We start from the raw sequence: 24444 nt of genomic DNA, 5'->3' as shown, positions 1-24444 counted from the left end.
TTTGATACGCTTTTTGACGCTATGTTGACAGAAAAGCGCATCGAAAAGGATTGGGTGTTTTGGACAACATTAGCGTATCGACGACAGATGTACGGATCGAGCGGCATGCGAACCAGCTTTCGCGGCAACTGAAGCTCCTCCGTGACAAGCTGTTTCCGCCGCTCTCGCAAAAGACGCTACGAACATTCTCCTCCGGCGAGGCTGCCCAGATGATCGGCGTCTCCGACGGCTATCTTCGCCAGCTTTCACTGGATGGCAAGGGACCGCAGCCGGATCTTGCCCAGAATGGCCGGCGTTCCTACACACTCGGCCAGATCAACGAATTGCGCCAGTATATGGCGAAGCTCAAGCCGAAGGACGCGCTGACCTATCAGCCGTGGCGCCGTCCTGGCGAAAAGCTGCAGACGGTTGCCGTGACCAATTTCAAGGGCGGCTCGGCCAAAACAACGACGACGCTCTATCTGGCGCAGTATCTGGCGCTGGCGGGTTACCGGGTGCTTGCGATCGATCTCGATCCGCAGGCTTCGCTTTCCTCAATGCTCGGCGTTCAGCCCGAATTCGATCTTTCCGAGGGCGATACGCTCTATGGCGCAATTCGTTACGATGAGGGCCGCAAGGCGCTGAAGGAGATCGTCCGCAAGACCTATTTCGACGGACTGGATCTGGTGCCGGGCAATCTCGAGCTGATGGAGTTCGAGCACGAAACGCCACGGGCACTGAACGATCGGCAGCGGCCGGGCGAGCTGTTCTTCCGTCGCGTTGGTGTTGCCATTGCCGAGGTAGAGGCCGATTACGACATCGTGGTGATCGACTGCCCGCCGCAGCTCGGTTACCTCACGCTTGGCGCCGTTTGCGCCGCAACATCGCTGCTCATCACCATCCATCCGCAGATGGTCGATGTCGCTTCCATGTCGCAGTTCCTGCTGATGACTTCGGATCTGCTTTCCGTCGTACGCAAGGCCGGCGGCGACCTGCAGCATGACTTCATCAAATATGTCGTCACTCGTCACGAACCCTTCGATGCGCCGCAGTCGCAGATCGTTGCGCTGCTGCGCAGTCTTTTCAGTGATGACGTGTTGACGGCGACCATTCTCAAATCGACAGCAATCGCCGATGTCGGTCTGACCAAGCAGACGCTCTACGAGATCGAGAAAGGGCAGGTGCGCCGCTCGACCTATGACCGGGCGTTGGAATCGGTCAATGCCGCCAACAGCGAGGTTCTCGCCGGTGTTCACAAAGCCTGGGGCCGTACATGAGCAGACGCGATCGCCTGAAAGGTCTTTTTGACGATACGGCGCAGGAGTTGGCCGCGGCCAACTACGAGGAGCCATCTTCGCGCGGATCGGCCGGGCCGGTTCGGACGATGGCACTGACCCTTGGCCGCATGGAGGAAGAGAGCAGGGCGATGCAGGAGGCCTTGCTCTCCGGTGAACGCATCGTCGAACTCGATCCTGATTTGATCGATTCCTCCTTCGTCCGCGACCGCCTTGCTGACCAGCCGCTCGATATAGAGGACGAGCTTGTGCGCTCGATTGCTGAGAACGGCCAGGAAGTGCCGATCCTCGTTCGCCGCCATCCCAATGATCAGGATCGCTTCCAGATCGCCTACGGCCATCGCCGCCTGCAGGCGGTCAAGCTGCTCGGGCTCAAGGTGCAAGCGATCGTCCGCAAGCTTGACGATACCGATGTCGTCATCGCGCAGGGCATTGAGAATTCGGCGCGTCGGAACCTTTCTTATATCGAGCGCGCGGTCTTTGCCCTCAATCTCGAGCTGAAGGGTTTTGAGCGTCCCGTCATCATGAAAGCGCTGTCGACGGATAAGACGGAGCTTTCGAAGCTGATATCCGTCGCAAAGGCTATTCCTGCCGAAATCGTCAGGTCGGTCGGGGCCGCGCCTGGCATTGGGCGACGCAGATGGATGGCGCTTGCCCAGGACTGGAACGGGATGACGGCCGCGCGGCTTGCCAAGCTCATTGCTTCGGGAAGTTTCCTGGCGGAAGAGAGCGACCGCCGTTTCGAGCTTTTGGTTGCCGAGCTCGCCAAGAAAGAAGCGAAGCCCGAAACCACGGAATTTGACTGGAAGCCGAAGAGCGGCGGCAAAATTGCCGGCCGAATCAAGAGCGCCGGCAATTCCTTCACGATCGCGTTGAAGACCGGCGATGCGCCGGATTTCGGCGCTTACATTTCACGCCGTCTCGATGAGCTTTACGAAGCCTATCGGGCCGGCAAATTGCAAGCAGGAGAATAGGCCGCAAAAGAAAAAAGCCTCCGAACGTTGCCGTCGCGGAAGCCTTTCTCATATCTGGACAATCTGAGAATCGCACTTCCTCGAATCACTGTCAAGCATCTTCGGCATCCTTTTGGGTGGTAGCTTTCTTTTGCCTTGAGAAAAGGTGAGGGACATGGAGCCTCAATATGTATCGACGCCCTTCGGGCGGCGATCGATGACGCTTGGCATGCTGGCAAGCCAGGAAAGCGCCAGCAAGGTCGATCCGGACGCATCGGTCGACAAGTGGAAGATCTTTCGTGCACTCTGCGAAGCAAAGGACATGGTCGGCGTATCGGACCGTGCCTTGGCTGTTCTCAACGCGCTGTTGAGCTTCTATCCGAAGAACGAGATTGCCGAGGCCAACGGTTTCGTCGTCTTTCCCTCGAACGAGCAGCTGTCGCTTCGCACGCACGGCATGGCCGGCACGACGTTGCGGCGGAACCTGGCGATGCTGGTGGAAGCGGGCCTGATCATCCGGCGGGATAGCCCGAACGGGAAACGTTTTGCCCGCCGCAACGGCGAAGGCGGGCTTGGTGAGGCCTTTGGCTTCAGCCTGGCGCCGCTCCTGGTGCGCGCTCGCGAGATCGAGGCGCAGGCGGCTCAGGTGATGGCCGCCAGACTCGAATGGAAGCGCCTGAGGGAGCGCCTGACACTTTGCCGGCGCGATATCACCAAGCTCATCGAGATCGCGCTGGAAGAGGAAATTGCCGGCGAATGGGTCGAGATGCAGAAGCATTTCAATCTGCTTTCCGCTAGCCTGCCGCGCCGTCCGTCGGCTGCCGAGATGGAAAGTCTGCTGGCTGATCTCGAAGCTTTCCGGGAATTGATCGTCAAGACGCTGAAATCGAAGTCGAAAACAGAAAAAACAGACGGCAATGATAACCAAAACGGTCGGCACATACATAATTCAAACTCACACCTCATATCTGAACTTGAACCAAGCTTCGAACCGAAGCAGGGCGCAAAGCCGGAGGAAGAACCGCAGCCGTGGCGGGAGCCGCCGAAATCCTTCCCCCTTGCCATGGTGCTGCAGGCTTGCCCGGAGATCATCGCTTACGGAGCAGGCGGCGGCATTGGCAGCTGGCGCGATCTGATGGCCGCGGCCGTGATCGTCCGTTCCACTCTTGGCGTCAGCCCCAGCGCCTATCAGCTGGCCTGCGATGTCATGGGGCCGGAAAACGCCGCCACGGTGATCGCCTGCATTCTGGAAAGGGGCGGACATATCAACTCGGCCGGCGGCTACCTGCGTGACCTGACGCGGCGGGCGGAGCGCGGCGAATTTTCGCTCGGACCGATGCTGATGGCGCTGATGCGGGCAAATGGTCCGGCAGCGAGGAAAACCGGATGAACGGCTATGAAAAAGCTTCGCGCCAGCTGCGACGGTTAGAAGGATATGCGGCCGGTCGATCTGCCATCTCAACGGCTTCCTTCCCTCGACTTTTGTTGAAATACACCATTAACCATGTCATACATGGCGGAAGGAAACACCTATTTTGCTTCCATTTGTGAAAAACCGTAAAGCTTAACAATGCGCTACGATATCGACGGTGCAATGCTTCAGACCCTGCTTCCCTCCATTGCCGCGGCGGAGGATGCGGTGGCTCGGCTGGACGAGCGGGTGTTACGCTCGGTGGTCGGCGAGGGATTTGCTGAACGCAGCCATTTCTTCGACGCCGCCGGCGCGCTCTGGGTGGCCGGCGAACTCGTGCATGTCGAGGATCTCGTTTTGCATGATGCGCATATGGATAGCCGCGCTCCCACCCACGAACTGACGATCGCCCATTCCGTGCTGCGGGCACGTCGGCGCATCTGGACCGGCGACCCCTCCTGGGCACTTGGCGTCTCGGGCCTTGCGACGCTGACTGCGACCGGCGGGGAAGGGGAGGGGAAAGCACAGGAAGCGAAGAGCCTGGCAGTTCCGGTTGAGTCCGACGGAGAAGGTGAGGATGAGGACGGGCCGCTCGCTGCCGAGATGGCGGAGATCGATGCGCTTCTTGCCCGCTCGCAGAAGCTGCTCGATATCCATGCCGGGAAAACGCCGGCAAGCGAGACGGCCGCCGTTACCCCGGCAAGGCGCAACGAAGATCCTCTCGGTTTGCTCGGTGACGACGAGTGGGACGAGGAACAGCGGCTTACGGAGTGGCGAAGCGTCCAGCCATTGGCCGATAGCTTGCCACCAGTTCTCGGCGCCATCATCCTCTTCGAAGCCTGGGAAAGGATCGAGCCGTTGCGGCGTCAGCACTGGCTCGGTGGGCTTCTGGTCGCAAGCCATCTGCGCGCCCGCGGCAAGGTCGCCTCGCATCTGTTTTCTTTTTACGGCGGGCTGAAGCTGGTGCGCCACGAGCGTCGTCGGGCGCGCGATCGCGCCACGCGGCTGCAAGCCTTTCTGGAGGCGATGCATCTGGGTGCTGTGGCCGGCCTCAAGGAAATCGATCGTCTGTCGCTGGCGCGCACGCAGATGGAGCTGCGCTTTCGCGGCCGCCGTTCGAACAGCAGCCTGCCGGAGCTTGCCGATTTCATTCTGTCGCGGCCAATGGTCTCGGCGGCGATGATCGCCCGTCATTTGCGCATCACGCCGCGCGGTGCGCTGAATCTCGTCAATGAGATCGGCATTCGTGAAATTACCGGCCGGGGCCGCTATCGCGCCTGGGGTATCATCTGAAACGAAAACGGCCGGGCGTTGGCCCGGCCGTCTCCTTTAGGTGAGCACCCAGTCCGCCATCCTGTCACAGACTGCAGACCAGGCGCTCTTGCGCTTCCTTTGCCCCCAGAAGCGCAGTCCTATTCCCGCTCGCCGGTGAAGTTGAGCAGAAGCTGGAAGATGTTGACGAAGTTCAGGTAGAGCGAGAGCGCACCGAAGACGGCAAGCTTCTGGTTCGATTCCTGATCAAAGTTTTCCGAATACTGTTCCTTGATGTTCTGCGTGTCGTAAGCGGTGAGACCGACGAAGACGACGATGCCGATTACCGAGATCGCAAACTGCAGCGCGCTTGAACCCAGGAAGATGTTGACGACCGAGGCGATGATGACGCCGAAGAGGCCCATCATCAGGAACGAGCCCATGCGCGAGAGATCGCGCTTCGTCGCATAGCCGTAGAGGCTGGTGGCGCCGAACATCGTGGCGGTGATGAAGAAGGTCCGCGCGATGCTCATCCCGGTGAAGACCAGGAAGACGGAAGCGAGCGACAGGCCCATCACGGCGCAGAAGGCCCAGAAGGTGATCTGAGCGGTGCTGGCCGACATCGTCTGGATCTTGAACGAGAAGAAGAAGACGAAGGCGAGCGGGGCAAGCATCACCACCCACTTCAGCGGCGAGCCGAAGATCGGGACGTAGAGTGCCGGCGTCGAGCCGACGACAAAGGCGACGAGGCCTGTTATGACGAGGCCGAGAGCCATATAGTTGTAGACGCGCAGCATATGCTGGCGCAGGCCTTCGTCGAAGAGGGCCTGGGAGCCGGCGACGGCGCCGTAGCGGGGATTGATCGGGTTCATGCTGATCTCCTCGGTTTGAATTAATAGAGCGAGCGGGCGAGCCGTTCGGCCGCCTGGTCGAGATTGAGACCGCTATCGTCGGCGATCAGCGCATAAGCGACCTCGCCGATCTGCCAATAGGCGGCTTCCGCTTTTTCCAGCGTGAGATGACTGACCGGCTTGACCTCGAAGGCGCCCGGACGGACGGCAAAAAGCGACAGTCGCTTTCCATCTGCTTGTTCGATCGCCATCTCGACGCTGGGGCCGAATTCGGACGGGAAGATCTGCACGTCGGCGACCTTCCAATCCCTAGGCAGTTCGGGCATCACGATCGCGGTGGCGGCGCGAATATCGTCAGCGCTATAGCTGGCCGGCGTCTGCGGAGGCATCGATTGGCGCAGAGCGGCGGTCTGATAGGCGCGGACGGCATCCTCGACATAGGCGGGTGCCGGAACCGATGCCACCACCTCAGTCGCCGAGAAGGCGCCGAAGGAATTGTGCGCCACCCAGCCGGCGGCGATCAGAATGCCGACGGCGGCAACGCGCTGCATGGAATGGAAGATGCGGCCATAGGAAAGGCCACGTTCCAGCCGCCGGGCGGCATCGCGGGTCTCGGGGCGGCCAAAGGCACTTTCGCCGGCCAGCGCCAGACGCAGTTCGCCCCTCACGCTGAGGTCGGCCATGACCTTGGCGGCAATCGCCGGATTCTCGGAAAGATAGGATTCCACCTGGATGCGACGAGCGACATCGAGCTCGCCATCGACATAGGCGTTAAGATCGGCATCGAGGATCGGATCAATTGCTTTCATTGCCGTTCCCTCCGATGATTCTCAGATGCGAAACCCGCGGCGTCTTCTCCTCGAATTCGCGCAGTTGAGCGCGCGCGCGGGAGATGCGCGACATCAGCGTCCCCACGGGAATGCCGAGCGCCTGGGCGGCTTCCTGGTAGGAAAGGTCTTCGATCGCGACGAGGTGCAGCGCCTCGCGCTGTTCCTCCGGGAGGTCGAAGAAGGCGTCACGCACCTGCTGCAGGCGCACGGCGTGTTCCTGGCCGGCCGGAAGCGACTGCTCGGCTTCGACAGCCGCCTCATCGTGGCGGCGCGTCAGCGATCGGTTCCGGCGAAGACGATCGATATGGGCATTGTGCAGGATGGAGAGCAGCCAGGTGCGCAGGTTGCCGCCGCTGCGGAAGCTCTTTCGCTTCTCGAAGGCGCGCACCAGCGCATCATGCACCAGATCCTCCGCCTCGTCCGAATTGCGCACCAGCGAGCGAGCGTAGCGCCTCAGCGCTGCAAGCTGTCCGATGACGTCGAAGGGGCGTTCTTTGCGTTCCATGATTGAGTATACGCAAGTGCGGCGGGTTTTATTCCCGGCGCGGTAAAAAAATCATGCGGGCCGAAGATCGTCGCCGGATCATCATGAAAATAGTCTTCTCAAGCGGACCAGCGCCTCAAATCCCCAATTGTTTATGACAATTACATGACAGATCATGACGCCGCTGATTTGCGGGGGAAAATAAAGAATGAAGGAAAAGAAGCGGGTCTACGAAGCTCTCGTGGACGGCGCCATGGAAGGGCTGACGGATGAGGCGCTCTATGATTTCGTCAAGGCGCGTTGTCCGAAGGCCACCAGCAAGAAGATCGTCCGAGCCTCGCTTCTCGCCCTGATGGATCCTCATCTCAGAGACCGCAATATTCTCGACGTGATCTACGCGCTGGCGATCAAGCATAGGCTGGATGACGGGGTGCTGGACGACGGCGAAGACGAGGAGCCTGACGAGCGGGCACCCTCGCCGGCAGCCAACCAGAACATGCCACAGCTTTCCTGATGCAGGTCGCCTGAAATGGTCAGCCGCCGCCCGAAAGCTCTTCGAGGATCGGACAGTCCGGCCTGTCGTTGCCGTGGCAGGCATGCACGAGGTGCTCAAGCGTCCGGCGCAGCTCCGTCAGCTCGCGGATCTTGCGATCGATCTCGGCAAGCTTTGTCTGAGCGATATCCTTGACGTCGGCACTCGCCCGGTCCTTGTCCTCATAGAGCGCCAGCAATTGCCGGCATTCTTCGACGGAAAAGCCGAGGCCGCGCGAGCGCTGCAGGAAGCGCAGCTTGTGAACGTCGGTTGCGGCATAGTCGCGATAGCCGTTTCCGCCCCTTTCGGGGCGGATGAGGCCAATATCCTCGTAGTAGCGGATCGTCTTCGAAGGCAGGCCGGACCGTTCCGATGCTTCGCCGATATTCATCGCCATCTCCTATAATTTTGCAAAGCGCAGTCTCAGCGCATTTGATATGACCGAAACGGACGAGAGGCTCATTGCTGCTGCGGCGATCATCGGCGAAAGCAGCAGCCCGAAGATCGGATAGAGCACGCCGGCCGCGATCGGCACGCCAAGTGCATTATAGCCGAAGGCGAAGCCGAGATTCTGGCGGATGTTTTGCATCGTCGCCTCCGCCAGCCGCCGTGCCCTGACGATGCCGTTCAGGTCGCCCTTCACCAATGTGATGCCGGCGCTTTCCATCGCGACGTCGGCGCCGGTCCCCATGGCGATGCCAACATCGGCGGCGGCGAGCGCCGGGGCGTCGTTGACGCCGTCGCCGGCCATGGCGATGATGGCGCCCTTGCTACGCAATTCGTCGATCAGCGCCTTCTTGCCTTCCGGAAGCACATCGGCGCGAACCTCGTCGATGCCGAGGCTTTTTGCCACCGCACGCGCCGTGCGCTCGTTGTCGCCGGTCGCCATGATGATCTTCAACCCGCTGTCGTGCAGTGCCTTGATGGCGGCTGTTGTCGTCGGCTTGATGCGGTCGGCAACGGCGACGAGACCGGCAAGCGCGCCATCGAACACCACGAACATCACCGTCTTGCCGGCGCCGCGCAGGGCCTCGGTCTTCTCGGCAAGTACCGCCGGATCAATGCCGAGATCGGTAAGCATCGCGGCATTGCCGAGCGCCACCGTCGTGCCGCCGGCACGGCCCTGAACGCCCTTGCCGGTCTTTGCCTCGAAACCGGTGACCTCCACGAAGGGGACGCCGCGCTCCTCGGCGCCGGAAACGATCGCTTCGGCCAGCGGATGTTCGGAGCCGCGCTCCAGGCTTGCCGCCAGCGACAGCAGCCGGTCTTCGCCGACCCCACCGAAGGCGATGACATCGGTAAGCTTCGGCTTGCCTTCAGTCAGCGTGCCGGTCTTGTCGACGATCAGCGTGTCGACCTTGGAAAAGCGCTCAAGCGCTTCGGCATCCTTGATCAGCACGCCTTCCTGCGCGCCGCGCCCGGTGGCGATCATGATCGACATTGGCGTTGCCAGGCCGAGCGCACAAGGGCAGGCGATGATCAGAACGGCGACGGCGGCTAGCAGTGCATTCGCCATGCGCGGCTCGGGCCCGATCGCGGCCCAGACAAGGAAGGCAAGGATGGCAGCAGCGACCACCGCCGGCACGAAGACGGCCGACACCCGGTCGACGGCGCCCTGGATCGGCGCCCGCGAGCGTTGCGCCTTGGCGACCATGTCGACGATGCGCGACAGCACCATATCTGCGCCGACCTTTTCGGCGGCCATGACGAAGGTGCCGTTCTTGTTGATCGTGCCACCGGTCAGCGGGTCGCCTTTCGACTTCTCCAGAGGCAGGGGCTCGCCTGATATCATCGATTCGTCGACGGTCGACTGGCCTTCGAGGACGGAGCCATCCACCGGCACCCGCTCGCCAGGGCGAACGCGCAGCTGGTCACCGGTCTGGATATCGCCAACAGGCACGTCGCGCTCGCTGCCGTCGGCATCGATGCGCCGCGCCGTCTTCGGCGCAAGGTCGAGCAAAGCGCGGATTGCCGAGCCGGTACGTTCGCGCGCTTTCAATTCCAGCACCTGGCCGACGAAGACGAGCGCGACGATGACGGCTGCTGCCTCGAAATAGACGGGCACGGCCGCGCCGTGGCCATGGAAGCTCATCGGGAAGATGCCGGGTACAAGCGTGGCGACGACGCTGTAGACATAGGCGGTGCCGACGCCGAGACCGATTAGCGTCCACATATTCGGGCTGCGGTTGACGAGAGACGCCCATGCGCGGCGGAAGAAGGGCAGGGCTGCCCAGAGCACCACCGGCGTTGCTAGCAGCAGTTCGATGTAGGTGGCCTGCGGCTCGCCGATCGTTTCGCGAAGCGGCAGGCCGAACATCGGCCCCATGCTCAGCGCCAGCAGCGGCACGGCAAGGATGGCGCTGACCCAGAGCCGCCTGACGAAATCGACGAGTTCCGGGTTCGGACCTTCGTCAGCAGGCGGAATGCCCATCGGCTCCAGCGCCATGCCGCATTTCGGGCAGTCGCCGGGACGGTCGCTGATGACTTCGGGATGCATCGGGCAAGTGTAGAGCGTGCCCGTCGGCGCCGGCTTTGCCGGCGGGTGCTTGCCGTCGCGATAGGCTGAGGGGTCGGCTTCGAATTTCGCATGGCAGGCGGCCGAGCAGAAATAGAACTTTTCACCGTCGACTTTCAGAAAGTGTTTCGCCGTCGAGCGATCGACGGTCATGCCGCAGACGGCGTCCTTCGCGGCCAGATAATCCGCAGGTGCCGCCGCAAACTTCGTCCGGCAGCCCTCGGAGCAGAAATGATAGGTGCGGCCGTCATGCTCAAGCGATGGCTTGCCGGCTTGCGGATCGACGGTCATGCCGCAGACAGGATCACGGATCACGGCATCGGCAGCCTTCTCCTGATCATGGCCGCAATGGCAATGATCATCGCCATCGTCGTGGCTGTGGTGGTGGTCGTGCTGGTGCTTGATATCCATGACTATCTCCTGTGCCCCGGAGGGCCGTTGGATAGGCTTATCCACCTTCCAGCGACTGGAAGGTCAAGCACTATTTTCATGGACTCGATTTTAGCGACGGCTGGTCCTCAGATCGGGGTGATCAGCCCGACCGGCTGGCTCCCGAGCAGGGCGGCGACCGAGATGCTGCCCCCGGGCTCGATCGTCTTTCCGGTCAGCAGGTCCGCCTTTAGACCGTGAAGCGGGGAGGGGACGGCGATCGCCGTATCCTCCCAGAATTCCGGGCCGGCAAAGAGCACGCCGGGGTCGAGCCAGCCGAACATCAGCCGTGGCGCTGCGATGATGGCGAAATCATCCTTGTGCACCCGGGCATAAGCGAGGATGTGGTCTCGCCGGGCGCCCGTCACCTTCAGCGGCAGATAGTCGCCTCTGGAAAAGAGGTCCGCGTGCCGCTGGCGCAGCTGCAGGCCGATCCCGACAATGCGCTGCTTCAACGCCGCCGCCTGCAGCTTGGCGATCGGCCCGGCTTCATCAAGCCATGCTTTCAGCCGCTCATGATCGACTGGTCGGCGGTTGTCTGGATCGACGAGGCTGAAGTCGAAGCTTTCGGCACCCTGGTAGATATCGGGAATGCCGGGGGCCGTCAGCTTGAGCAGTGTCTGCGACAGGCTGTTGAGGTAACCCGCCGCGATGAAGGGCTGCAGCACCCTTTCGAAATCCTCGAGAAAGACGCCATTATCAGGCGAAACCAGGGCCGCGGCATAGGTCGTGGCCGTTTCCTCGTAAGCGGCATCCTGTTCCGTCCAGTCGCTGCGCAGTTTCGCCTCGCGCACGGCCTTGACGGCGTAATCGGTGAAGCGTTCGCGGAGTTCTTCCGTCTGTCCTCTATCGAAATCTTCCGGCCAGATGCCGGCCAGAGCCTGATAGAGCATCCATTCGACATTTGGCTCCGGCGCTGCGCCATCCGGCAGATCCTTCAGCCACGGCCGGTTCATGTCTCGCCACCGCTCGACCGCCTGTGCAAAAACATCCGCGCCCTCGCTCAGCGCATAAAGCCTTGCACGCGCATCCTCGCCGCGTTTGGTGTCGTGGGTCGCGCTTGTCGAAAGCCCATGCGGCTGCAGCCGCGCCCGCTCTGCCATGCGGCGGTGGAATTCCTCCGGGCCGCCAGGCGCCTTGCCGGGTTCACCGCCCACTTCGTTTGCGGCAAGCAGCCTGTTATAGCGGTAAAAAAGCGTATCCTCGGTCGCCTTCGCCATCACCGGCCCGCTCAATTGCTGGAAGCGGATGCGGAACTCGTGGGCCGCGTCACCCTCGACCTTGCCTTCGAGAAGCTTCAGAACCTGGTCGAGGGCACGTTGATCGTCGAGCAGCGCCATCGCTTGCGAAGCGGTCGCCGCCAGCACCGCTGAATCCTGCCAGGAAAGCGGGCCACCGTCGCCATAGGTGCGGTAGACGGGAAAGGTGATCAGCAGTTCGCTAAGCGCGGTGGCGATCTCGTCTCTTTTTGCCTCGGGAAAGATGCCTGCCGCGATCGACACCAGCCTATTGGTCTCGCCGGCGAAATTACGTTCGACCATCAGTCGCTTGGCAATTCGCCGGCCCGCCTCGAGATCACCCGTGTCGGCGGCGATCCTGCGATAGGCATCATCCAATATGCGCAGACCTCCGGCGTCGATGAACAGCTCGCTCAGCGCGGCGATGAATTCATATCCCGTGGTTCCGGCAACCCGCCAGCTCTCCGGCAGGACCTCGCTAGCCCCGAGGATCTTTTCGACGACGATATAGGTGTCCGGTCCCACCGCCTCCCGCAACCTGTCGAGATAGGCCTTGGGCTCGGCGAGCCCGTCGACATGGTCGATGCGCAGGCCCTGCACTTTGCCATGGCGCACCAGCTCGATCACCAGCCGGTGCATGTCCTCGAACACCGGGGGATCTTCGACGCGGGTGCCGACCAGTCCGGTCACCTCGAAAAAACGGCGATAACTCAGATGTCGCGCCGCCGTCTTCCAGTGCGTCAGCCGCCAATGCTGTCCCTCATGCAGGCTTCTCATGAAATCGCGATCGGCCGAGACGTCATTGAGCTTCTGCTGGAGGGCGGCTCGATCGCCGCCTTCGAAGAGGATATCGCGCATCGCGCGGTTGAAGTTCTCGCCGGAGGTGACGGCCGCAGCCTCCGCCATTCTGGTGGCAATCGGATCGTCGAGCCGATCTGCGATCGCTCCGTAACTCGCCGGGTTCAGCGGCAACAGCGTCTCAAAATAACCGAACGCGAAGTTACCGTGCGTTTCGTCGAGCGCGATGCGAAGCTCGCCACCGGCGAGTGCTCCCTCGAAGTCCTGACCGAGCTGCGGCAGGGTCAGCGGCTCGCTCCAGTCGATGTCGAAGTGGCTGAAATAGGCGCTCTGTCGCCCAAATATCAGCACGTCGCGCCACCAGCCGTTTTCCGGCGAGGCCGCCATGTGGTTCGGCACGATGTCGAGGATCAGTCCCATGCCTGCGGATGCAAGGCTTTCCGCCAGCCGCTCGAATGCGGCCCGGCCGCCGAGCACCGGGTCGATTTCGTTGGCGTCTGTCACGTCATAGCCGTGGGTCGAACCGCTGACGGCGGTGAAGATCGGCGAGGCGTAGAGGTGGCTGATGCCGAGCGTCTTGAGATAGGGGACGAGGTCGCAGGCGCGATCGAAGGTCATGCCGTTGCGGAATTGTATCCGGTAGGTCGCTCTCGGGAGTGTCATGAGGCCGCTGATGTTGGAAAGAGACCCTCCGGAACGGTTGCAGCCGGGTTTTTGTTCCTTGCAGCACCGCGCGTCTTTTGACACGCCTAAGGGACGCTGCAACTTTTTTAATCGGTGGATCGTGCGTTCGGATGTTCTAGTCGATGAAAACGCCGACGCTTGCGGCGCGTCCGGCCGAGTCGATGACGGTTAGTTTCGAGTAGCCGCCGCCATCAGGCAGCCATTGCTGGATACGCCGGCGGGACAGATCAGGCAGCGGCTTGCCATTGGCAAGCCAGCGGAAGGGGGCTCGGCCACCCTGGAGCTTCAGCATCAGCGGTGACAAGTTCCCTTGACCAGCGCCGAGATCGACATGCGCGCCCTCGGGCGGATAGATGATCTCAGGCGGGGCCTCGCGGCCGGAGGCGAGCAGGCCGCTGGCATTGAGGGCGAAGCGCCGCTGGCTGATGGGCAGCTCCGACTGGGCGATGCGCACGGCGCCCGCAGGCGGGCGGGGAAGCGGCGTCGTCGCGATGCCTGACTTGGCGAACCCTTCGAAGAGGACGGGCGCGGCGGTGCCATAACCGGTCAATCCCGGCACGGCGCTGTTGTCAGGCCGTCCGACCCAGACGCCTAGCACATAACGCCCATCATAGCCGACCGACCAGGCATCACGGTAGCCGTAGCTCGTGCCGGTCTTGTAGGCGATGCCGCGCTGCGGTGCGCCTGAGGGAGGAATGACGCCGGAGAGAATATCGGCGACGTTCCAGACCGCGACCGGTTCCAGCAACGGTTCGCCGTCGAGCTTGCCCGGTGCGCCGCTGACGCCGTCGCCGAGCCTTGCCGGCTGGCCGCGATTGGCGAGGGCCGTATAGAGTTGCACCAGATCCTTCAAAGTGATGCCGACGCCGCCGAGACCGATCGCCAGTCCCGGCGTCTCATTCGGCGGCAGGACCGGGCGTACCTCGGCGCGGCGGAAGCGCACCATCAGCCGCGACGGCCCGACGGCATCGAGCAGCTTGACGGCCGGCACGTTCAGCGAAAGCTGCAGCGCCTCGCGCACGGTGACGTCGCCCTGGTAGCTCATGTCGAAATTGCGCGGCCGGTAGCCGAAGAAGTCAGCGGGCCGGTCCTCGATGATCGTTTCCTGGGACACCAGGCCCTGTTCGAAAGCCAGCCCATAAATGAAGGGCTTCAGCGTTGAGCCCGGCGAGCGGTTGACGCGCGTCATGTCGATCCAGCCAGAGCGGCTGGCATCGAAATAATCGGCTGAGCCAACCTCGCCGACAATCGCACCGGTTTGCGCATCCGCCATCACCATGGCAAGCGAAAGCTTCGGCCCGAGCTTGAACGCCGCTGCCCGCGCAACCGCTTCCAGCCCCTGCTGCACCTGTTTCTTCAAAGTCGTCTGATGCTTGAGGACATCAGGCTCCTTGCGCAGTGCGGCTTCGGCGACATGGGCGGCAAGTGCCGGCAATTGCATGCGCCGCGACGGGACCGCGACGCCTTCAGCCCGCTCCGCTTCGCCGTCACCAACGGCTCTAGCGACCGCTACGCGGTCAAGCACACGCTTGCGCGCGGCCTCGGCTGCCTTGAGATTGCGGTCCGGCCGGCGCCGTTCCGGCAATTGCGGCAGGGCGACGAGCAAAGCCGCCTCGGCGACCGTCAGGCGTCGCGGTTCCTTGCCGAAATAGGCAAGGCTTGCGGCGCGCACGCCTTCCAGATTGCCGCCATAGGGCGCGTGCGTCAGATAGAGGTCGAGAATCTCTTCCTTCGACAGCCGCCGCTCGATCTGCACGGCGCGCACCAACTGCAGCAGTTTTGCCGAAAGCGAGCGTCCTTCGCGCGGCTCGATCAGCCTGGCCACCTGCATCGAAAGCGTCGAGGCGCCGGAGACGATGCGGCCATTGCTGACCAGTTGCACGGCAGCGCGCCCGAGCGCCCAGGGATCGACGCCGCCGTGGTCGTAGAAACGCTGGTCCTCATAGGCGATCAGCATGCGCAAGAATTGCGGATCGACGTCGGAGACCGCCGTCTTCAGCCGCCAGCGGCCTTGCGACGTCGCAAACGCACGCAACAATTGCCCATCGGCATCCAGCACCTCGGCAGACACGGCATTTGCCCTGTCCAGCGGCGGCGGAAAGGCCTTGTCGGCGGCATCGAGCGCAAAGAGAGCCGCGCCGGCAAGAATGATGCCGGCTGCGGACCCGATCGCAAACTTGTGCCACCGCCTCATTATTGCGCCGTCACGACCTCCATCTTGCCGGTTGCCGTGCGGGCCGAAAGCTCCGGCCGGTACATGTCCTCGACGTTTGCGGCCGGATGGTCGTAGGTGCCGGGGGTGACGGCACGAACGACATAGGCGACGTTGAATTCGCGCTCATCGCCTGCTGCGCGGTTGAAGGCGGCGACGAAGCGGTCGTAGCGGAATTCGGTATGGGCAGCGGAGATCTCGCCGATCCAGTCGAAATTCGCCATCTGGGCGCTGTCGACGAGATTCGGATTGTCGATCTCGAAGCCGGCCGGCAGAAGGTCGGTGATGACGATGCGCGACGGCCAGTCGTTGGTTTCGCGCACATGGATGACGACGACGTAGCGTTCGTTCTGCTTCGCCTCGCTGACATTCGCTTCTTCGCCGTCGAGCGTGTAATAGGTCCGCTCGATGACGAAGCCGTCGCCGCCGGCCGGCAGCGGCACTGTGGGAGCGGCAACGGTGGTGACCACAGCCGAAACCGTGTCGTTTGTCTGGTTGGTCAGCGTCAGCGGATGGTCAGCCAGGGCATCGCCGGTCATGCGTGCCATGTAGGCACCGGTGTGCGCGGCCCCATTGACATCGACCTTCAGGCCGTCGTCACCGCCTTGGATGGCGCGCGCGGCAAGCAGCATCCAGGTTTCTTCCTGCGTGCTCTTATATTTGCTGCGCTCCCATTCCTTGCCGACCGCCTTGGCGAGTTCCGGGATGACCGGCGGTACCGGCCGGCTTTCGGCGGCGAGCGCCAGGATCGCCGCGCCGTCGCGCAGGATCGTGCCATAGTCGGTACGCGACAGGTTCACGCGTGACACCATCGACTGCTCCGACATCTGCAGCGCGTCGAGGAAGATATTCTTCGAGCGCTGCGCATCACCGTAGAGCGCCAATGCGGCGGCGATATGCGCCTTGGCGAGCGGCGTCGGGAAGTCATTGATCATCGTATCGGCATAATAGCGCAGATCGCTGATCGCAGCCTTCTTGTTGCGAGCAAGGACGTAGATGGCATAGGCGATCTGATCGCCCTGGCCCTTGATGTCGGTGGTGTAGGACAAGGTGTTCTGCAGGTTTTCGAGCGCCTGCACGAAAGCCCTTTCCGGCACGTCGTATTTCATTTCGCGGGCCCGCGTCAGGAAATCGGTGACATAAGAATCGAGCCAGACATCGCCCGAATCCGGTCCCCAGAGGCCGAAACTGCCGGCAGAGGCCTGATAGGAAAGCACGCGGTAGATCGCGTCCTGTACGCGCTTATGCACGTCGTCGTCGTTTTCCATACCCGCCTGCTTTGCGACTTCGGCGAGATAGAGCAGCGGCAGCGCTCGGCTGGTGGTCTGCTCGGCGCAGCCAAAGGGATAGCGGTCGAGCGTCATCAGCAGGGCGGGAATATCGAAGGCGGCCGAACGGGTGACATTGACGCTGATCGAGGCACCCGGCAGCACGCTGTCGGCCAGCAGGTTCTTGTCGACGGTGAGCTTTGCCCCCGGCTTCAGCGCCAGCACCCTGCGTTCGGTGATCGGCAAGGAAGCCGGGCGCACCGGCACATCGACCGTCTGGTCGAGTGAAAGGCCGGAAGCGTCGGAGAGGTTGATCGAGACGCTGCCGGCGCCCGGCTGTTTGCCGATGAGCGAAAGCGTCAGTTCGGATTTCGCGCCGGCCTCGAGGCGGATCGTCTGCGAGGCAGAAGCTTCCTCGATGCCGACCGCATCATTACCGGTCAGTTGCAGCTTGTAGTCGCCGGCCGGCGCATCGGTATTGGCAATGTCGAGGCGCAGATTGGCCTTGTCGCCGGGGGAGAGGAACTTCGGCAGACTTGCGGTCACCACGACGGGATCGCGGATGATGACATCCTTGACGCCGTGGCCGACGCCCGATTTCGACCAGGCGACGGCCATGACACGCGCCGTGCCGTTGAATTGCGGAATGTCGAAGGAGACATTGGCCTTGCCTTCGGCGTCGAGCTTCACCGGCCCGGAGAAGAAGGCGACGAGCTTCTGCGTCGGCGGGCTTGCCTGCAGCGCAATGGCGCCGCCATCACCGCCGGTCCTGAGCTTGCCGGTCGCACCCAGCGAGCCGTCGATCAGGCGGCCATAGAGGTCGCGGATTTCAAGACCGAGCTGGCGCTGGCCGAAATACCAGTCCTCCGGGTTCGGCGGTTCGTAGCGCGTCAGGTTGAGAATGCCGACATCGACGGCAGCAACCGTCACGTAGGCGTCCTCGTTGGCGCCGGCGCCAGCCACCTGCAGGCCGATATTCAACGGTCCGCGCGGCAGCATCTTCTCGGGCGTGTCGAGCGTCACCTGCAGCGCGCGCTGTTCAGGATCGACTTTCAGCCATTTGATGCCGATCGAGCGCATCGGCATATGGCTGTCCTGCGCGTCGCCGGGGCGGAAGAGCGTTGCGGTCACATAAGCACCGGCACCCCAGTCTGATGTAACCGGGATATCGACCTCGCCGCCGGTCTCGCCGATCGTGGCGTTCTGTACGGCAACCAGCTTTTCGGTTCCGGCCGTCACCATCAGCTCGCCGCCATAGCGCGAGGTGACTTTCAGCTTGGCGGTGTCGCCGATCTTGTAGCTGTCCTTGTCGAGGGCGATCTCAAGCCCGTCGGGCGTTTCCGTCGAGGTCGATGTCACGAACCAGCCGGCGTCGAATTCGACGCTGGAGGTCGGGCCGTCGGCATCGGGGCTTTCCACTTCGAGGCGATAGCGGCCCCAGGTCACCGGAACGGAGATCTTGCCGCCGTCCATCGTCGCGTCGACGCTGCCGTTGGAGACCTGCTCGGCGGTGTAGACCGGCTCGTATTTCCAGGCGGTTCCCTCGCGATACCACTGATATTCGCGGTTGAGGCTATAGAATTTCCAGCGCAGGCCCTTCGTCTCCTGCTTCTGTCCGTCGGCCTTGACGCTGATCACCGTAAAGTTGGCGATCGAATTCTCCGGCAGATCGTCGGAAAATTCCGGCTTAACGCCGATCGAAGCGCCCTGGTTCTTCACCGGAATGGTCAAGGAGCGCTCGATGGCGCGGCCGCCCGCCTCCTGCATGCGCATATAGACAGTAGCGTTGAGCAACTGCGTCGTGGCCGGCAGGTCGCTGATGGTCAGGTCGGTCGAGGCTTCGCCGTTCTCGTCGAGTTCCGGCAGGCCGTCGATCGGCAGGCGCGAATCCTCGCTCGCCTCTTCGTCGGCGAGGCCGAAGAGGAAGCCCTTGTAGGCCGCACTCTCGCGCGTCGGCTTGACGACGACGTCGCCTTCGAGCGTCAGGCCGGCGGCTGGGGCGCCGTAGAGATATTTGCCCGAAACGGTGATCGTCGCCGGCGTGTCCGGACCGACTTCCTTGGCCTCGGTCTTGATCTCCATGTCGGTGCGATCGGGGACGAAATCGTCGACGAGGAAACTCTTGGTGGCGATCGCGCTGCCCTTGGGATCGGTATAGATGTTCATCGTCCAGGTGCCGCGCATGGCGTTTTCCTGGGTCGGGAAATCGATGGAGTAGCCGCCGAGATTGCTGGTCTGGCTGACGATCCGCCGGTCTTCGACACCGTCGGGGCGGCTGAAGATGAAAGTGAGCGGCAGGTTCTCGATGGCGTTGCCATCGGTGTCGCGGGCGAGCGCCTGCGCATGCACCGTCTCGCCGGCGCGGTAGATGCCGCGTTCGGTGAAGGTCAGCACGTCGATCGCGCCGGGTGCTGCGCGGCCCGTCACGCCACGGTCGGAGAGGTCGAAGCCGGCGCGCGTCATGTCGAGGAAGACGTAGTCCGACGTGCCGTTTTTGGCGGTAATGACGGCTGGCGTCAGCGCCGCCGTGCCGCGGATCAGGCCGGCAGTGAAGGTGGCGCGGCCGTTTTCGTCGGTCGTGGCAGTGCCGAGCACTTCATTGTTCTTGGCGAGCAGCTGCAGCTCTACGCCTGCGATCGGCTTGGCCGAGGCGAGCGAGCGGGCGAAGACGTTGAGCCCGTCCGTACCGGCATAGGTGGTGACGCCGATATCGGAGACCAGGAACCATTGCGTCGCCTGCGAATCCCACTCCTGCGCGGGGCCGTTTGCCGCCGTTGCGGTCATCACATATATGCCGGGCTTGCGCTCGGGCAGCGCCTCGTCGACCGGGAAGCTGGTGACGATGTCCTTGTTGAGTTCGTTGGCGATGTCGATCGAGCCCTGCCAGACGAGTTCGCCGCTCTGGTCCTGGATGTTCTGGGCGCTGTAGCCGTCGAGTTGGGACAGGAACTGCGAATTGGTCAGCAGCGGCGCGATGGCGCGATCGCCGATGCGGTAGAGTTTCAAGTTGGCCGAGGTCATATTGACCGAGACGATCGGGATGCCGCGGCGCGCCGTCGAGGGCAGCACGAAGCTGTCGCCGGTGAAACGCACGATCTGGCTACGGTCCTTGATGTAGACGTCGACGCTGACAGGTGCTTCCAGCACCTCGTCGACGGCCGACGGCAGGCCGGTGCGGAAGGCGATCTTGTAGGTTTGACCATGCGTCAGCCCCTCGACGCAGATCTGCTTGTCCTTGGCCTCGAGCGCCTTTGGTGCTTCGCCGTTCAGCGTCACGAAGGGCGTGTAGTCGGTGGTTTTGACCAGCGCCTCGGAAAAGGTGACGCAGGCACGCGGCGTGGCGCTGTCGGCATCGACCGTGTGTTCCGTGACGCGGAAGCCCTGCGTTGATTTCAGCTGCAGGTAGGCCGCCTGCACATCTTTGGCGCCGACAAGCGCCAGGCTCGCCTTGTAGGCATCGAGCGCCGGGCGGTAGTTGGCATTCCGCTCCAGTGCAGTGGCGAGCACGGCCAGCGCCTCGGCGCGTTTGGCGGTGGTGCGCGTCAGCTCGTAGCCGTTCAGCGCGTCGAGCACGGCTTGGCCGGTCGTGTTGCTCTCGGCGCTGCCGAGCGAGGCTGCGGCGCGGGCGGTTTCGAGCCAGAGATCGGCGTCGTCAGGTGTGATCGACAGCGCGCCATGGAAGGACTTCAGCGCGTCGGCCAGATTGTTGGCAGTGAGGTCAATGCGGGCATTGGCCGTCAGGCTGTCGGCGCCCTGGCCCTGCTGGTCGTCGGCCAGGGTCAGATTATCCTTGAAGTCGTGGGCCTGCTGGATGAGATCGTTCGTCAGGAAGGTCAGCCGCGGCGCAGCGCCAATATCCCGCTCCTGCTGGCCGGCCGTTTCGACGATCTTGCCGGCGATGGCGCCGGGGAAAGCGTTCATCGTTTTGAAATCGGATTTCAGGAAACACCATTTCACCTTGGGATTGTAGGTGAAGGCCTTGCAGCTCTTGTCGCCGATGCAGGATGTCTTGCACTGATCGAGCGAGACGTTCTGCTCGGTGCGAAGATCGAAGCCGAAGAAATCGGCGTCCTTAATCGTCTGGATGTCGCGCTTGGTGTCCGCAGCGGCGGCGGAAAAGCTGATGGCGATCGTGGAAAATGCGATTGTCGCGAAAGCGAAGAACGAGCGCACGGACATAGGTTCCCCCCGGAAATGCTGGCTCTGACCGGCGGGCACTCTCCTCACTCCTCGCGAGATTGTCAACTGAAGTTGAGCGCTGTTTCATCTTCGCACAGGCGCTTTCGTCCAGCTGTCACATCGGCGTGAGTGACCGCCTTGTGATTTGCGGCTTTTGCTAGGATGAGCAAGGATTTGGGCGATCGCAGGAGGTAGCGCCATGTCCACGTCTTCCCACCGCAGGAGCATTACCGCGCTCCTTGCTGCCACTCTATTCTCGTTCGGCGTGTGTGCTGCGGGTGCGGCCGAGGATGCCGTCGTCATCCCGCCGCCGGCCATTGACGAGGTGGCCGGGCCAGGCACCGAGACCGCCATTTTCGCCGGAGGTTGTTTCTGGGGCGTCCAGGGCGTCTTCCAGCACGTGAAGGGCGTTGAGAGCGCCGTCTCCGGTTATGCCGGAGGCAACGCCAAAACGGCGCAGTATGAAACCGTCAGCACCGGCTCGACGGGTCACGCCGAATCCGTCCAGGTGAAGTTCGATCCGAAACAGGTGAGCTACGGCAAGTTGCTACAGATCTTCTTCTCTGTGGCGCACAACCCGACGCAGCTGAATTTCCAGGGTCCGGACCAGGGAACGCAATATCGTTCGGCGCTGTTCGTTTCCGATCCGCAACAGCGCAAGGTCGCCCTGAGCTATATCAGCCAGCTCGACAAGGCGCATGTCTTTCCGCAGCCGATCGTCACCAAGGTGTCCGACGCCGCCGGCTTCTATCCCGCCGAGGCCTATCATCAGGATTTCCTGACGCTTAATCCGACCTATCCTTATATCGTCTACAACGACCTTCCGAAAATCGAGAACTTGAAGTCGCTGTTTCCGGCCGACTACCGCAGCCAACCGGTACTGGTGAAGGCCAAGGGCTGATCGACACGACCGCTTATAGCGGCCGCATATCTCCGACTCATTGGCAGCCCGGCGACTCAGAGAGAATCGCCGCCGTCTCGTGCGGCAATGGATGCGAATGGTTGGTTGATCAAAGGGAAACTGCAGGGTTCAGCGCCGTTATGGCCGCTCTGGCGCCGACGGCATAAGGAACCATCGTCCCCGCCTTGCGACCAATAACGTGCTCAAGATCGGCGGGCTGCCAAGTCGGCATCTGCAATTCCGTGAGGACATTGAGCAGGAAATCAGGTCGCTTTCCAGCGAACTCCCGGCCGTCGCGGTGCCTCGTCGGGGCCCCCAATCGCCCTGGAGACAGTCATCGAACCCGTATGATACAGTAACATACTCCACAACCACGCCATCGTCTCCCTACATCAGAGAAGCAAACGTGTCCGTGTCGTCGCCTTGGGAGTGAAATATGGACGAAGGCGTGGCCGCTGCTACGCGCCAGTTTCCGGCACAATGGACTTTGCAGAAGCAAAACCCGAGCTCGCCAGGTGGGAGGCCTCGATAGATCCGACGCGTGGCGAGCGCCGTAGCATGTACGAGGAGTTGGTCGCGGCACTGGCAAAAGAAATCTAAGACGCTCTCGACGACGGCGCATTTCACTCTTTTTCTCTAGGTGGTAGCAATGGAGCAATCAGTTCATCCAGCGGCAATCGAGCACCTGCCGATTTTCATCACTTCGCCCGGACATACGGACTACCTTTTCGTTGTCGTCGTTGTCTTTCTGCTGGTGGCCGTGCTCGCGGTTGGAAATCTGTACTTCCAATTGCACGCCCTTCCCGAACGCAGAGCCCACCGTACGAACAAGGTGCAGATGGAGATCGTGGCCGTCCTGGCGCTCATCTCACTGTTCACCCACAACCATCTTTTCTGGATTGCCGGGCTGCTTCTGGCCTTTATTCAGATTCCCGACTTCTCCACGCCGCTCTACTCAATCGCCCAGTCTCTCGGCAAACTCTCCGGCCGCCAGGCTGAAACGACAGGCGATCCTGCTCTGATAGCGGAAGATACTGCGGAAGCAGAGCCAATACCGTCACCGCCCAAGACCAGCGTACATGGAGAGGATATCTGAATGTTTGAGTTGCTTCTCTGCTCAATGCTGACGATCCTCCCCGATTATCTGTTCCGGCGCTACGGTCAGGGAAAGCGGATCGGCCGCGACATCACGCTTTATACGGTGTGGTACGAACTCCGATGGGGGATCACCGCCTGCCTTCTTCTGACCGTTTCGCTGATTACGATGATTTTCTACTTCCATCCATCAGCCCAGACTGCCACCGCGATATTTCGAACCGTCACGATCATGCCGGAGGCAACCGGACGTGTAGAGGAAGTTTTCATCGGGCTGAACCAGAAGGTCGAGGCCGGATCGCCACTGTTCAGGCTCGATAATTCCGAACAGCAGGCGGCGCGGGAGACGGCCCGTCGGCGCGTCGCAGAAGTCGAGGCCGGAATAAAGGTGACCCAGACCGAGCTTATAGGGGTCGATGGCCAGATCAAAGAGGCGCAGGGTGCCTACCAGACGGCAGTCGACGAATACGAGATGAAGGCGCAGCTCCTGACGAACAACGCTGTCGCCAGGCGCGAGGTCGAACGCCTAGCGACGACGATCGACGGCCGCAAGGGAGCGCTGGATGCAACGGTGGCGAAAAAGCTGACCCTGGAGACACAGATCGCCGTGCAGTTGCCAGCTCAAAGAGCAAGCGCCGAAGCGGCCCTGGCGCAGGCGCAGGTCGAACTCGACAAGACCATCGTAAGGGCCGGCGTCGCGGGTACTGTGCAACAGTTTACGCTGCGTCGCGGGGACGTCGTCAATGCAATGTTGCGTCCTGCCGGGATCCTTGTGCCAGAAGGCGCTGGACAAAGCACACTGATCGCCGGCTTCGGCCAGATCGAAGCGCAGGTCATGAAAAAGGGGATGATCGCCGAAGCAACCTGCATCGGAAAGCCGTTTACAATCATTCCGATGGTCGTGACCGACGTGCAGGAGGTTATCGCGGCCGGACAATTGCGCGCGACGGATCAACTCATCGACGTTCAGCAGACGGCGCAGCCTGGCACCCTGACCGTCTTTCTGCAGCCACTTTATCCGGGAGGGCTCAATGGCGTGCCGCCTGGAAGCAGTTGCATCGCCAACGCATATACCAACAATCACGACGCGCTCGCCGATCCAAACATTGGCAAGGTCAGGTGGTTTGCCCTTCATATGGTCGACGCCGTTGGACTTGTACATGCGATGATTCTGCGAATTCAAGCGCTGCTCCTGCCGGTTCAGACGCTCGTTCTGTCGGGTCATTGAACGCAGAACAATACGGGGATCGTTTCATCGACGACGACGAGAAGAGACTTGGTGTGGGTGACTCGTCGGGCGGATGGATCACCGTCGTCCGTTCGGTTGTCGATCCAAATTCTTCGTCGGCGTCCTTCGAACCGGCGCTGAGGGAGGCGGACCGACACGCGCCGAAAGACCATACAATTACATGCATTAGAACACCACTAGCGCGCACATTCGTCCCGCAGGAGACGGGAGGTTGGAATACGCCCGGCGGGCTTGGCCCGACCCTAGCAGGTAGGGTTTTTGGAAGAGCTCCGATTTTGCCGCGCACTTAC

16 protein-coding genes are annotated in these 24444 nt (G+C 62.1%); 8 read left to right on the top strand and 8 right to left on the bottom strand.

What is annotated here, in order from left to right:
- The first annotated feature begins 59 nt into the window (after positions 1-59).
- From repA to BS629_RS22995, 4 genes are all read left to right on the top strand, one after another.
- A complete protein-coding gene (gene repA / locus BS629_RS23010) occupies positions 60-1256 on the top strand; it encodes a plasmid partitioning protein RepA (RefSeq protein ID WP_018246220.1) in 1197 nt (398 codons plus the stop codon).
- Positions 1253-2248, top strand: a complete 996-nt coding sequence (gene repB / locus BS629_RS23005; protein WP_018246221.1) for a plasmid partitioning protein RepB — start codon at positions 1253-1255, stop codon at positions 2246-2248. Before repA ends, repB begins: the two co-directional genes overlap by 4 nt.
- Positions 2249-2402: 154 nt before the next feature.
- Positions 2403-3617 carry a plasmid replication protein RepC gene (repC, locus tag BS629_RS23000; RefSeq protein ID WP_018246222.1) on the top strand — a complete coding sequence of 405 codons (1215 nt, stop codon included), beginning with the start codon at positions 2403-2405 and terminating at the stop codon, positions 3615-3617.
- Between the two features lie 180 nt (positions 3618-3797).
- Positions 3798-4931: an RHE_PE00001 family protein gene (locus BS629_RS22995; protein ID WP_018246223.1), complete on the top strand. Its 1134-nt coding sequence runs from the start codon at positions 3798-3800 to the stop codon at positions 4929-4931.
- Between the two features lie 119 nt (positions 4932-5050).
- Here BS629_RS22995 and BS629_RS22990 read toward each other — a convergent pair whose 3' ends face one another.
- Genes BS629_RS22990 through BS629_RS22980 form a run of 3 tightly spaced genes read right to left on the bottom strand, consistent with a single transcriptional unit; the run spans position 5051 to position 7075 of the window.
- Positions 5051-5761, bottom strand: a complete 711-nt coding sequence (locus BS629_RS22990; protein WP_018246224.1) for a Bax inhibitor-1/YccA family protein — start codon at positions 5759-5761, stop codon at positions 5051-5053.
- 20 nt (positions 5762-5781) lie between these two features.
- Positions 5782-6549: an anti-sigma factor family protein gene (locus tag BS629_RS22985; protein ID WP_018246225.1), complete on the bottom strand. Its 768-nt coding sequence runs from the start codon at positions 6547-6549 to the stop codon at positions 5782-5784.
- Complete coding sequence (locus BS629_RS22980; RefSeq protein ID WP_018246226.1) at positions 6536-7075, bottom strand: sigma-70 family RNA polymerase sigma factor; 540 nt, start codon at positions 7073-7075, stop codon at positions 6536-6538. Before BS629_RS22980 ends, BS629_RS22985 begins: the two co-directional genes overlap by 14 nt.
- A 187-nt stretch (positions 7076-7262) precedes the next feature.
- On the opposite strand from BS629_RS22980, the gene BS629_RS22975 reads away from it, so the two are divergent.
- Entirely contained in the window at positions 7263-7568 is a 306-nt protein-coding gene (locus BS629_RS22975; RefSeq protein WP_018246227.1) for a hypothetical protein, read from the top strand.
- A gap of 19 nt (positions 7569-7587) precedes the next feature.
- On the opposite strand, the gene cueR is transcribed toward BS629_RS22975, so the two are convergent.
- The 5 genes from cueR to BS629_RS22950 form a co-directional block, all read right to left on the bottom strand.
- Positions 7588-7977 carry a Cu(I)-responsive transcriptional regulator gene (gene cueR / locus BS629_RS22970; protein ID WP_018246228.1) on the bottom strand — a complete coding sequence of 130 codons (390 nt, stop codon included), beginning with the start codon at positions 7975-7977 and terminating at the stop codon, positions 7588-7590.
- A 9-nt stretch (positions 7978-7986) separates the two neighbouring features.
- The gene (locus tag BS629_RS22965; RefSeq protein ID WP_018246229.1) at positions 7987-10512 is read right to left on the bottom strand and encodes a heavy metal translocating P-type ATPase; all 2526 of its coding nucleotides are present in this window, start codon (positions 10510-10512) and stop codon (positions 7987-7989) included.
- Positions 10513-10619: 107 nt separating this feature from the next.
- Complete coding sequence (gene treY, locus BS629_RS22960) at positions 10620-13229, bottom strand: malto-oligosyltrehalose synthase (protein ID WP_018246230.1); 2610 nt, start codon at positions 13227-13229, stop codon at positions 10620-10622.
- 136 nt (positions 13230-13365) lie between these two features.
- Positions 13366-15444, bottom strand: coding sequence for a penicillin-binding protein 1C (pbpC, locus tag BS629_RS22955; RefSeq protein WP_018246231.1), 2079 nt, complete (start codon positions 15442-15444; stop codon positions 13366-13368).
- Entirely contained in the window at positions 15444-20909 is a 5466-nt protein-coding gene (locus tag BS629_RS22950) for an alpha-2-macroglobulin family protein (protein WP_018246232.1), read from the bottom strand. Before BS629_RS22950 ends, pbpC begins: the two co-directional genes overlap by 1 nt.
- Before the next feature lie 199 nt (positions 20910-21108).
- Between BS629_RS22950 and msrA the strand changes: the two genes are divergently transcribed.
- The 3 genes from msrA to BS629_RS22935 all read left to right on the top strand — a co-directional run bounded on the left by msrA (position 21109) and on the right by BS629_RS22935 (position 24133).
- Entirely contained in the window at positions 21109-21810 is a 702-nt protein-coding gene (gene msrA / locus BS629_RS22945; protein WP_018246233.1) for a peptide-methionine (S)-S-oxide reductase MsrA, read from the top strand.
- A gap of 649 nt (positions 21811-22459) precedes the next feature.
- Positions 22460-22906 carry a hypothetical protein gene (locus BS629_RS22940; protein ID WP_018246235.1) on the top strand — a complete coding sequence of 149 codons (447 nt, stop codon included), beginning with the start codon at positions 22460-22462 and terminating at the stop codon, positions 22904-22906.
- A complete protein-coding gene (locus BS629_RS22935; RefSeq protein ID WP_018517797.1) occupies positions 22907-24133 on the top strand; it encodes an HlyD family secretion protein in 1227 nt (408 codons plus the stop codon).
- Positions 24134-24444: the final 311 nt, after the last annotated feature.

The organism is Rhizobium leguminosarum bv. viciae USDA 2370 (assembly GCF_002008365.1).
GTDB lineage: Bacteria > Pseudomonadota > Alphaproteobacteria > Rhizobiales > Rhizobiaceae > Rhizobium > Rhizobium leguminosarum.
The sequence above is the reverse complement of the archived record's forward strand: the minus strand, read 5'-3'. Positions and strand labels throughout refer to the sequence as shown.